General features: G+C 40.0%; 12 protein-coding genes. All 12 read right to left on the bottom strand.

Annotation, left to right across the window (positions count from 1 at the left end):
* Positions 1 to 12: 12 nt before the first annotated feature.
* Complete coding sequence (locus PF327_RS00800) at positions 13 to 1,182, bottom strand: N-acetylmuramoyl-L-alanine amidase (RefSeq protein WP_008243886.1); 1,170 nt, start codon at positions 1,180 to 1,182, stop codon at positions 13 to 15.
* Positions 1,166 to 2,275, bottom strand: a complete 1,110-nt coding sequence (locus tag PF327_RS00805) for a nitronate monooxygenase (RefSeq protein ID WP_008243889.1) — start codon at positions 2,273 to 2,275, stop codon at positions 1,166 to 1,168. Before PF327_RS00805 ends, PF327_RS00800 begins: the two co-directional genes overlap by 17 nt.
* Complete coding sequence (gene tyrS / locus PF327_RS00810) at positions 2,275 to 3,474, bottom strand: tyrosine--tRNA ligase (protein ID WP_008243891.1); 1,200 nt, start codon at positions 3,472 to 3,474, stop codon at positions 2,275 to 2,277. The genes PF327_RS00805 and tyrS overlap by 1 nt, the downstream gene beginning before the upstream one ends.
* A gap of 16 nt (positions 3,475 to 3,490) precedes the next feature.
* A complete protein-coding gene (locus tag PF327_RS00815) occupies positions 3,491 to 5,644 on the bottom strand; it encodes a RelA/SpoT family protein (protein ID WP_008243893.1) in 2,154 nt (717 codons plus the stop codon).
* A gap of 6 nt (positions 5,645 to 5,650) precedes the next feature.
* A complete protein-coding gene (locus PF327_RS00820; protein WP_038000277.1) occupies positions 5,651 to 5,857 on the bottom strand; it encodes a DNA-directed RNA polymerase subunit omega in 207 nt (68 codons plus the stop codon).
* A gap of 28 nt (positions 5,858 to 5,885) precedes the next feature.
* Complete coding sequence (pyrH, locus tag PF327_RS00825; RefSeq protein ID WP_008243898.1) at positions 5,886 to 6,593, bottom strand: UMP kinase; 708 nt, start codon at positions 6,591 to 6,593, stop codon at positions 5,886 to 5,888.
* A gap of 70 nt (positions 6,594 to 6,663) precedes the next feature.
* The gene (locus PF327_RS00830) at positions 6,664 to 8,031 is read right to left on the bottom strand and encodes a murein hydrolase activator EnvC family protein (protein WP_008243899.1); all 1,368 of its coding nucleotides are present in this window, start codon (positions 8,029 to 8,031) and stop codon (positions 6,664 to 6,666) included.
* Positions 8,028 to 8,843, bottom strand: a complete 816-nt coding sequence (locus tag PF327_RS00835; protein WP_289400945.1) for a cell division protein FtsX — start codon at positions 8,841 to 8,843, stop codon at positions 8,028 to 8,030. Before PF327_RS00835 ends, PF327_RS00830 begins: the two co-directional genes overlap by 4 nt.
* Positions 8,830 to 9,504 (bottom strand): cell division ATP-binding protein FtsE, encoded by a 675-nt coding sequence (locus PF327_RS00840; RefSeq protein WP_008243902.1) that lies wholly within the window; start codon positions 9,502 to 9,504, stop codon positions 8,830 to 8,832. Before PF327_RS00840 ends, PF327_RS00835 begins: the two co-directional genes overlap by 14 nt.
* Positions 9,505 to 9,507: 3 nt before the next feature.
* Complete coding sequence (trmB, locus tag PF327_RS00845; RefSeq protein WP_008243903.1) at positions 9,508 to 10,692, bottom strand: tRNA (guanosine(46)-N7)-methyltransferase TrmB; 1,185 nt, start codon at positions 10,690 to 10,692, stop codon at positions 9,508 to 9,510.
* Positions 10,693 to 10,701: 9 nt separating this feature from the next.
* Entirely contained in the window at positions 10,702 to 11,367 is a 666-nt protein-coding gene (locus PF327_RS00850; RefSeq protein WP_289400946.1) for a fibronectin type III domain-containing protein, read from the bottom strand.
* On the bottom strand, positions 11,318 to 12,271 hold the full coding sequence (locus PF327_RS00855; protein WP_289400947.1) for an RluA family pseudouridine synthase: 954 nt from the start codon (positions 12,269 to 12,271) through the stop codon (positions 11,318 to 11,320). Before PF327_RS00855 ends, PF327_RS00850 begins: the two co-directional genes overlap by 50 nt.
* Positions 12,272 to 12,278 lie beyond the last annotated feature (7 nt).

Consider the following 12,278-nt stretch of genomic DNA (forward strand, 5'->3'; position numbering starts at 1 on the left):
GCATATCATTTATTATAAGTCAATTTCTTTTTTTCGATTATTTAAATAGATATCTACACCCTCGGCAATACCTTTAGCAATCAACTCCTGATAACGTGGGGTAAAGAGCCTCTTACGCTCTTTTGGATGTGAAATATATCCTACTTCCACAAGTATGGAAGGTCTACTGGCACCCACAAGTACCCAAAAAGGTGCATGTCTCACTCCACCATCTTTCACGCCTTTATACCTTGTATGCAAATTGGTCATGATCCTTCGCTGCACGTCAATGGCAAGCTTATTAGACTCAACGATCTTGGGTCCGGAAAGCACTGAATCAATAACAACATTACGACTCAGTTTGTTCATACCTTTCAGTACGGCTCTATTTTCCCGTTCTGCAATACGTTGAGATTTTGCATCTCTTGTTTTTTGTAAGAAAAATGTTTCAACACCGTGTACCTTGTTGCGTTTTCTTTTGGGTACGGAGTTCGCATGGATAGAAATAAAGATTGCTGCATTCTTCTTATCAGCGATTTTGGTACGCTGCGGAAGTTTTAAAAAACGGTCTTTCCTGCGTGTCATATGTACAGAATAACCCTCTTTTTTCAGTTGTCTTTCGAGTCTTTTTGATATTTGAAGCACAAGGTCTTTTTCTCTTTTTCCTCCTCCTATGGCACCCGTATCGTGTCCACCATGTCCAGCATCTATCACAATCAATTTATCTTTATTGGATCGGATCAATGTAGGCTTTTTTGTCACTTTTTTAGTGTTACCATGAGGTTTATGATAGCGTTTAGCAGGAAGCACACTGCTATTTTTAGGTAAAGAAATATGATAACTCTTATTTGAAAAAAATGGTTGATACGCTAGTGGTTTTGACGATCCATACCCTGTGATCACCACACGTACAGTATCGGCTTTATTCTGAGCCAGGCGGACATGTGGTCCCAGTCCCAGCGGTACGCGATTATGCGCGATACGTGTATCTTTAAAGTCGTAAATTTCTCTAGGGGGATTACTGAGTGTAAAGTGTTTGACACTCTTTTTATTAAAATTTTTAGAAAAAAGAAGACGCAGTTCATCTTTTTTGACAATAGCCTTTTGTAACATGTTCCCGCTGGGGAACAGTAGTGTATTCAGTAGCAGCAGTAAAAGAAAAACCCTACTCAACTTAGGCATCGTTTTACTTATCTTCTCCATTCATCAATTTATCCATCAGTTCTTTCACTGTGATGATCTCTGTAAGGCGATACCCGTTGGCACCTGTAAAAAAGAGACCCGTCTCTTTGATACCATCATACGCATCGGTCAGTCTATCTGCAATACAATACCCTACAATTTTCGCTTCTTCACCACGATGACATGGTGCAACACAGTTTGAGATACATGCCACTTTTGGTGCAGTGCCTTTCTCTATATCTTCATGAAGCTGTGTTTTTACACCACGGGCAGGATATCCTACTGGAGATTTGAAGAGTTTAATATCCTCTTCTTTTGCATTAATGATAATATCCTTCATTACTTGACTGGCATCGCATTCCACTGTACCTATGAAGCGTGTACCCATCTGTACACCATCTGCACCCAGTTCCATCATTTTGACAATGTCATCATGATCCCACACACCACCTGCAGCGATAATAGGCATAGAACCCCAGTTTTTAGCTTCCTCAACCACAGGAGGTAGAATCGCTTCCAACTGATTTTCAGGCATGAAACACTCTTCATATTTGAATCCCTGGTGTCCTCCACTGAGCGGACCTTCGACAATAACAGCGTCGGGGAGTCTATTATGTGTCTTTTTCCAACGACGACATAATATCTTTAATGCTTTCGCCGTTGATACAATAGGAACTAATGCAACATCAGGATAGTTCTTCGTTGCTTCAGGCATCGTAAGTGGTAAACCTGCACCTGTGATGATAATATTTGCTCCAGCCTTACATGCATCTTCTACCACACGGTTGTATTCACTTTGTGCATAGAGTACATTCGCAGCTAAAGGCTTATCTCCACAAATTTTTCTTGCATTTTCAAATATTTTTTTGAGTGCTGTATAGGAGTAAAAGTTGATCGCATCAAGTGGTCTGTGCTCTTTACCTACCATCTCTTTAGCATCAAGGTATTTTCTATTTTTATACACACCGGTTCCTACAGCAGAGATAACACCGAGACCACCCTCTTTTGAAACAGTTCCGGCTAATTGATCCCAAGATATACCAACACCCATACCACCTTGCACGATAGGTTTTTCAATGGTATATTTTCCAATTTTTAAAGATTTAAATGCCACTACTTCACCTTCACTTTTGCAAACTTTCTTTTTCCTACCTGCAGGATATACTCTCCTGCTGTAAGATTTAACTTCTCATCAGAGATCTTTTCCTGATCAATGCTGACTGCATTTTGTTTAATATCTCTTCTTGCTTGGGATGTAGAAGGTTCGATACCCGCATCTACCAATGCCTTGCATATCCAGATACCCTCTTCTACTTCTACTTCATTCATATCTGTTGGGAGCTGGTTTGATTTAAATACATTATCAAACTCTCCTTTGGCTAGTGTAGCCAACTCTTCATTATAAAACCTTGTAACCAGCTCAAGTGCCAGATTTTCCTTCACTGTTTTAGGGTGAAGTGTGCCTTTTTGTACATCCTCTTTCATCGTAGCGATATCTTCCAGTGATCTCTCGCTCAAAAGCTCATAATAACGCCACATCAATTCATCTGAAGTTGAAAGTGTTTTTGCATAGATATCATTGGGCTCTTCAGTGATACCGATGTAGTTGTTCAAAGACTTACTCATCTTCTGTACACCATCCAGTCCTTCCAAGATAGGCATCATCAATACAGCCTGCTCTTTCCCTACATTATACACACGCTGAAGGTGTCTTCCCATCAAAAGGTTGAATTTCTGATCTGTTCCACCGATCTCAATATCACTTTTGAGTTCAACAGAATCATACCCCTGAAGCAGTGGGTATAAAAATTCTGAGATAGAGATACTCTGTTCATTTTTAAAACGTTTTGTAAAATCATCACGCTCAAGCATACGTGCCACACTAAAGGTTGTTGTCAATGCAACCATACCCGCAGCACCTAATTTATTGAGCCAGGTAGAGTTAAATACTACCTCTGTCTTACTCTCATCAAGAATATTAAACACCTGTTCCTGGTACGTTTTTGCATTGGCCATGATCGTATCATTATCCAGTACTTTTCTTGTTTCGCTCTTACCGGTAGGATCCCCTATCGTTGCCGTAAAGTCACCGATAAGAAGTTGTACCCTTCCTCCGTGGTTTTGAAATGTTCGAAGCTTTTGAAGAAGGACAGTATGCCCCAGGTGCAGATCCGCACCGGTAGGGTCAAATCCTGCTTTCACTGTATATGTACTGCCATCATTATAATATTTTGAAACCAATTTCTCAATGCGTTCCATATCTATAACTTCTGCAGTACCTCTACTGATCTCTTCTAATGCTTTTTGTACCATTTTTACTTACCCTTGTTTATTTATTATATGCGTCATCCAAACTAATGATCTCGATCAATTTGAACTGACGTGAAATTTTTTCTGCAAGAAGCTGCTTTTTAGACTCATTGCTCTCCACTTCTATCTGGCAGAACTCTGCTTGTTCTGAATTCCTGATCCCCAACTCTATACTCAAAATATTGAGATTAAGATCAGTAAGTTTCACCAGCAGGTCTGCCAAAATACCTTTTTTGTTTTGAAGACTGATAGTGAGTCTATATCTGGAGAGCTTGGAACCACTCCAACTCACATAGACCATCTCTTGCCCCTCTAACATCTTATCGTAGGCTTTCTTGCATAATTTGTGGTGTATAATAGCTTTACTACCCTTATAAAATGCAACGATTTGGTCACCAACTTTAGGATGACAACAATAATCAAACTCTACACCGTCTATAGGCTTGTTCGTAAAGAATCTAAAGTGTTCTAACTCTTTAAGATACGGTTTTTTATACCCTTTTTTGAGTAATTCCCAAAAACGTACGACTTTGGTACCCATATAATCTGCCACTTTGTGTATGGTCTCTTTGTAATAGTCAAGCTGAACCGGTAATTTATAAATGGCATCCATATGCCCCATACTTTCTAAAAGCTCTTTCATAGCACTGCTCTCCTGAGAGAACAGTGTTCCCAGGATATTGTATGCACTTAAGGTATCTGCCTCTTTTATTCTGGCTCTGCATGAGCTTCTAATACCCTCTTTGGCCCTGGATGTTTTTACAGTATCAAGCCATGAACAGTACAAATGCACTTCACTGTCTTTGATAATATTCACAATGTCACCATTTTTTAAAATGGTCAAGAGTGGTACTTTTTGCTTATTGACCAAAGCTTCTGCTGCATTGGCACCAACCTGAGAGTGGACGGCATAGGCAAAATCAAGGGCCACTGATCCTTTCGGTAAGGTAAAGTAATCCCCTTTAGGTGAAAACACAGTAATATCTTCAGAGAAAAGATCGGATTTTGCCAGTTCATAGAACTCTTCTATAGATTCATTTTGATAATGCAAACTCTCTAGCCATGACAGGTTCACACCCATATTTCCATCTTTGTATTTCCAGTGTGCTGCAACACCATACTCTGCCAGTCTATGCATCTCTACGGTTCGTATCTGCGCTTCCACGATCCCCTCCTCGGAGAACAGTGTCGTATGGATGGTCTTATAGCCATTTTCCTTAGGCACTGCGATATAATCTTTGAACCTGGAGATAAGAGGTGTAAACCTTAAATGTACAAGTCCTAAGACCCTGTAACACTCTATGGGCTTTTTCACAATGATACGGATCGCCAGCATGTCCAATACCTCTTCTATACTCACACCCTTACGATGCATCTTTAAATAGATGGAATAGTAGTGTTTGACCCTTCCGATGATCTCAAAATCATCTTCATCAAACCCGTCTTTTAACATCGTATCTTTAACATTTTGAATAAAAGCGTTGAGTTTAAACTTCAAATTTTGTGCATTGGACTTCATATACGTATCTATACGTTTATAATCTTCAGGATAGATATAACGGAAACTCAGATCTTCCAAATGATTTTTAAGTCTTGAGATACCTAGTCTATGCGCAATAGGTGCATATACGACAAGAGTCTCTTCAGAGATACGTTTTTGTTTTGCAAAACTCAGTGCATCCAGTGTGATCATATTGTGCAGTCTGTCACAAAGTTTGATCACAAGTACACGTACATCTTTGATCGATGCAATCAGCATTTTGCGAAATGAAAGCGCGGAGTTGATCAATCTTTCATCGGAGCCTGAAGGAACCAACTCTTCATCACGTATCTCGACGATCTTGGTGAGTCCCTCAACCATATGGGCAACATCGTACCCGAATTCGTCTTCCAACTCTTCGATCGTATAATGTGTATCTTCCACCACATCATGCAAAAGAGCAGCCTGTACCATCATTTCATCATTGGAGATCTTTGCAGTGATCGCTGCAACCAAAATAGGATGGACAATATAAGGTTCTCCACTTTTGCGTGTCTGCCCTTTATGTGCTTCGAGTGAATGTTCTAGTGCTTTGGTTGTTTCAGGTAGAGGAGATGGGATTACTTCCCAAAGAAGGGCACTTGCCTCTTCTATAGTCTTTATCTTTTTAGCTTTATCGAGAAAAGCATCCAAAGGAGTTTAACCTTCTAGGCTGACAGTGATTTTACCTTCAGCTATTTCTTGCAATGCAATATCTGAATATTTCATGCCTGATGTATCGATATCTAAAAGTACTTCAGCACCGTTAGCGATAGCCTCTGCTCTTTTTCCTACTGCATTTGCAAGAAGGTATTTATCAAAATCTACTTTTTCAAGTGCTTTTGCTGTTAATTGTTCTGTTCTCATCATATTCTTTCCTTTATTATTTCATTCTCTATTTTACTACTGAACAAAGGCTCATATCACCTTTGATAATTCTAAGAAGATTGCCCTTTTCAAACATGTTACACACCACGATAGGTAATCCATTCTCTTTCGCCAAAGCGATGGAAGTATCATCCATGACTTTAATATTATCTGCCAATGCCTGATCATACGATAACGTATCAAGTTTTACAGCATCATCGAATTTATTCGGATCTTTATCATAAACACCATCGACTTTGGTTGCTTTGATAAGAAGGTCAGATTCTATTTCAGAGGCTCTCAAGGTTGCCGCGGTATCCGTTGTGAAATATGGGTTACCCGTACCACCGGCAAATACAACAACCCGTCCTTTTTCCAAATGTCTTCTTGCACGACGTACAATGAATGCTTCACCTATCTCTTGCATATCGATGGCAGACTGTAGTCTTGCTTCAAGCCCAGCATGTTCCAATGCTTCTTGGATCGCTACACCATTGATCACTGTAGCCAACATTCCCATATAGTCACCAGATGTTCTTTTGATGATACCATCTGCAGCAGCCGTCACACCACGAATGATATTACCACCGCCTACAACGATACCGACTTCAACACCATTGTCTACAAGGTCTTTGATCTCACCTGCAATAAAATTAAGAATCTGAGTATCTATACCATACCCTTCTTCACCCGCCAATGCTTCACCAGAAAATTTTACCAAAACTCTTTTAGTCACAGATGCACCTTTATATAATTTCGCGATTATATCTAATTGTGGTTTAGGAGGCGTTTAAACTCTTAAATGCCTAAATTGTTATCAGTTTCAAGGGGTTAATATGCTTGGAGTCTTTTGTTGCCTGAAAAATGAGTTTTTCATTCACTTTTCCTACCACATATCCCTTTTGTATCTTTGCCCCGACATGTATCGTAGGCGCAATTTTAGAAAGTCCTGCATAGACTGTATGTATCTTGCTGCTATGAGAAACGACCACCACATTGCCCAACATACTGCTTTTCCCGGCAAAAACCACTTTCCCGTTCAAAATATTTTTTACTTTTGAGTTTGCCACAGGTGATTTGAGTGTAATAGACTCATTAAAGATCTTGATCTTGTAAATAGGATCCACATAGGTACCAAACTTTTTGACGAGCTTTGCTCCCGGTAATGGAGAGATTGTTTTCCCGCCTCTATACGCATAGGTTTTAGACTTTTGATACGAAGAGTTTACCTGTCGTACTTTTTCACTCTCTTTATAGGTTTTTTGCTCTGCTTTTCTTGCTTCAGATGCAGCCAAACGTGCTCTTTTTCTCTCTTGCTCTGTTTTTGCTTGTTTTAAGGCCTCTTGGGCTTTTCTTGCATTGATACGAGCCAATGCCTTTGCTTCACGTATCTCTCTTTGTCTCTGTTTTTCAAGACGCATTGCTTCTTTTTCAGCTTCTGCCCTCTTACGTGCTTCATTAACCTCTTGTGTACGTAAGATATTCAGTTTGGCCAGTGTAGACCGAAGGGAATCCTGTTTATCCACGATCTTTGCAAGTTTTACATTGTATTTCTCTTCATCTGAAGCAAGCTTTTTACGCAACTTCTCTTTTGCTGCTTTTTTTTGCGTAAACTCCTCTCTTTTTTTCACAATACGTGCAATCTCGTTTTTTGTTTTATTGCGCAGATAGACTTTGTCTTCTTTCTGTTTTTTCAGCTTTTCCAGATCTCTTTTTAATTCCGCTAACATTTTGGTATTATGGTTTTTATAGGCAATGTAGACTTCATGAGAAAGTATAGATTCTTTCGTAGGTTCATGTGCTTTTTCCATAGCAAAAACAATAGAGAATTGTTCAGAAAGCAAAGAGACGAACTTTTGATGTTTCTCTTCCAATGCCTGACTTGTAGAATCTAACTCTTTTTCAGATTTAGCCAATTCGGTTTTTAATACGGCATACTGCTCTTCTGATTTTTTTTGCTCTATTTCAAGTTCACCTATTTTATTTTCAAGATAAACGATGTCCTTTTCTGCAACCTGTATATCCTTAGCAATTTTGTCAAGCTGCCTGCTTGTCTTTTTTTGGGCAGCCGATGCAGCAGAGAGTCTCTCTTTGGACTTTTCGATCTTTACAGTCGTTGATGCACTGTGAAGCAATCCTATTGCGACAAAGCAGATCAGAATTAAAGATCTCACTCCTGTACCCCCTTACTGCTAAATACAACCGTATAGACAGCAATTACAACGATCACAATCGAAGAGCCCAACAAAATACCGATATCGCTAACCTTAAAAAGTGCTTCCTGGTTTTGCACCATGATGTCTATCCCGCTTTGGGCAGCCCAGTAAAATTTGGTATAAAAGAAGATCGCAGAGACCAATATCGTTGAAAATATCGCATCTACAAAAGCAACTTTGAAAAGTATACCTGATCTAAGCATCAATGGTGCACCGAATATCTCCATGACCTGCATACGCTCTTTGTGTGCATATTTCCATATCTCCATCTGTTTGATAATAAGGAAGAGACTCACCACGGCCATAAAAACGATAAATATTTTGAGTATAAACTTAATAAATGCAAAAAGTCTGTAATTGGACTGATAACTACTGCCGAATGTCTCGACTTGTTTAATATTGGCATCCGATTCAAGAGTTTTTTTGATCTCTTCCAATCCTGAAGTATGAAGATAGGAATCTAACCCAAGGTTATAAAAATATGGGAGTGCAGCCAATATTTCTTTACTGCTGCTTTGACTGATACCTTTTGCGACCTCGGAGACGATACTCTCACGCTTGATCTTTTCAGCCGTGCTGATGTGGTCGTTCAGTGCTTGAAAATCAGAAAGCTGCATAGGCTTTTTTGTCACAGCAAGCATAAAATAACCCTCTTTAAGCCCTTTTTCATACGTGTTTGTTGTACGTTCAAATACCAGATAAAATTCAATACCCAATAAAATTGCCATCAGCGGCAAAATAAACATAAGATGGTTTTTAATGAACTTCATAGACACCCTTACTCTCTATAATAAAATGTCTGTAAGGTAAAGAGAAGATCGTTGGAATTTTGTGTGTTACGACCAAAACGGTTGTATCAAGCTGTTGACAGGCATTTTCCATGAGGTCCCAGATCACATTAGATGAATAATCATCAAGGTTACCCGTAGGTTCATCTGCCAATATCACCACCGGATTTTTAGACAATGCTCTTGCCACACCCACACGCTGCTGTTCTCCACCACTCAATTCTAACGGATACTTATCGGCATGATCAGGAAGTTTTACATGCTTAAGCAGTCTTCGTGCCTGAGTCTCCTGTATCTCACTATCGTATCCAGCTATCATTAACGGTAAAACAACATTTTTTTTCACGGTCCATTCATTCACAAGTTTATAATCCTGGAAAATAATACCCATATGGGTTCTGAGTTCTTGCAGTTTACGTTGACTGACATGTGCCAGATCCAATCCACCCACAACAAGGTTGCCTTCACTCGGTCTTAGCTTTCCGTACAGTGCTTTGAGCAGTGTAGATTTACCTGAACCACTCGGTCCGGTGATAAAAACAAATTCACCTTTTTTAATGCTGAAGTTGGCATCTTTAATGACCTCTTTCCCTGCTTTTCCATAGGTGAGGGTAAGATGTGAAGCGTGAATCACATTGGACATGCGCTACTCTCCTTTAACGAGCATTATCTGCTCAGCTAGTTTTTGATGTGCTTGAAAGTTGACTGTCGTCTTCACAGGCGGAGAGACAAAATATCTGCAACTCTCTTTTTCTAATAAAACATATTTATGTTCCGGTCTGTCAAAACTTCCAAAAGCGCACTTGATAAGTAGACTCTCTTCAGATATTTTGTACACCCGTTCAAAGTGTATGAAATACCCATCAAATACCAATGCTTTTTTCGGTAAACATTCTTCTATCCCTGACGTATATTTTACATCATTAAAATTAAAATCTATATTCAACGCTTTAGGTGCTGATTCTTGCGTGCATTTGACATAGACATCATAGATATCTTTTTCCTGTCTCAGCCATCTTGCTTCATACTTACTTGTCACTTCCAATGCTTCATTTTTACGTACCTCTACTTCAACTTTAGGGATAGAAAAGAACGTTTCCAACGCATACCAAAAGTATTTGTCACTGTCTGTACGAAGCTCTAAACGCCCGCCTTTTCTTAATACTCTCATTGACTCATCTAAAAAACTGGGACTGATCACCCTTCTGTGAGGCTTCTTGTCCCAAGGCACAGGGAAATGTACAAAGATCTGTTCACAAACATTCGAAGGCAGCATCTCCAAAAAGAGTCTTGCATCGTAGTTCACCACCCAAATATTGTCAAGCTTTTGCAGCTCTATCTGCTTGAGGACCTGTTGTGCTGAAGGTGTATGGATCTCTAACCCTATAAAAAGCGTATCGGGATTTTTTTTCGCCTGATGAAGCAGATGCCGTCCACTTCCAAAACCTACCTCAACGGAGATCTTCTCTTTGGGATAGGTGATGTTTTCAAAATCCTCTATCTTTTTAAAATGTTCTGAAGAGAGTGGACTTTTGGTATTGGATATAGCGATATTGGAAGAGAGCACATCCAGGTTCAACGTTGTGGAAACACTCTCCAGTGCCTCTTTGAGAATGTTCACTTTAAGAGGTCTGGTCACTTTGTCATATTTGAGTAAGTAGGCTTTGTCATCGGGTTTGAGTTGAAGTAAGAACTCTTCTCCTGCATGTTCAATACCGATAAGCATATCGCTACGGTTCAGTGCAGTGGCGCAAAAGGTCATCATAGGACTATTTTTTATCTGCTGTTCTATTATAGATGTATCAAAGGGGGTAACTTTTAAGTGTGGCATTGTTCCTGCTTATAATGTAATTTTGGTTATTTCGCTTGGATAAGCGCGTATTTTGTCATAACTTTGTGCGATGATCCGGTAGCTGTATGTATGTCCGCTTCTTACAAAAGTATCAATGTATTCAACCATCAATTGCCCTTGTACCTGTGAAACAAATTTCCATTCAGAACCATCCACCGATCTCTCTACGATATAACTATTGATACTTGTATTTGCATGCGGTTTCCACAGAAGTTTTACCACAGAGGGTGCGACCCTATAGGCTTTCACAAAAGAGACTGCCGAGAATGGAGGCATTGTTCTTACTTCTATCGGCTCACTGTGTCTGGACTCTTTTCCATATGCAAAGGTACTAAATGAGTAACGGTATGTACTGTCGGCATTGACATGCGTATCCACAAAATGGGTTGCATAAGGGTTACCCACCGTGCCTATACGTTGAAAACCTTCTCTCTCTTTCGAAGCATCACTTCTGTAGATGTTGATCCCGTGTATGCGACGGTCATCTATCTTCTTCCATTCAAAACCTACAGAATTCATCCTTGGTAAAGCATGTACCTGTTCGATCGTCTCCAATGAAGGGTCTGTACCATAGGTCATCAATCCCTTGACAGCACCACACCCGTTAAAGGTAATTAAAGAGGTCACCCAGAGTACGAGGATCGATTTTTTCATCTACTTCACCTTGATCGAAATTTTTAGATAAATACATTTTCATATCATCAAAAAGTGGGGCGACAAACTCCATTCTTTCACCGCTTACAGGGTGGACAAGATACAGTAAATATGCATGCAAATTAACTCTAGAAATTTTATCTCTTTTGCTCTTAAATCCATATAAATCATCGCCCAAAATATGGCGGCCGAGCGTATTTAAATGGACCCGTATCTGATGGGTTCTTCCTGTAAACAGTTTTGCTGCAATGAGCTCAACATTATGTTGGCTTGTCAGCAGTTTTACGAAGGCTGTTTTAGCGTTTCTGCCATTTGGGACCACATCCATTTTGAGTCGGTTCTTAGGATTACGTCCTATCGGTTTGTCTACGACTGTATTCTCTTTGAGCGGATGGTCTATCAATGCCAGATAGTAACGTCCCATACTCTTATCCTGTAGCTGTAAACTCAGTGCTTCATGCACCTTGTTGTTCTTGGCCACGACGAGTGCACCCGTAGTCTCTTTATCGATACGGTGTACGATACCATAACGCTCTTCTCCGCTGATGGTGGAAAGAGATATGCCTTTCTGGATCAGCCAATCTACCAGTGTAGGCTCTTTCACCGAAGGGGCAGGATGGACCACAAGGCCAGCAGGTTTGTTCACCACCAAAAGATACTCATCTTCATAGATCACCTCGACATCAAAGTCCACAGGTGCTACCTCACGTTTCTCAGCCTCTTTGAATGCATAGGCTATCTCATCGTCTTCTTCTACCTTGAAGCTTGTTTTTGTGATGGTCTTACTGTTGACGGATACCAGTCCATCTTTGATAAGTTTTTCGATCTGGTTACGGCTTACGTCCAACTGGTTGGCAAGTATCTTGTCTAGACGGCCTGATGCTGTAGCGGTAAATTGATTCATGCTTTTT

Source organism: Sulfurovum xiamenensis (assembly GCF_030347995.1).
GTDB classification, from domain to species: Bacteria; Campylobacterota; Campylobacteria; order Campylobacterales; family Sulfurovaceae; genus Sulfurovum; species Sulfurovum xiamenensis.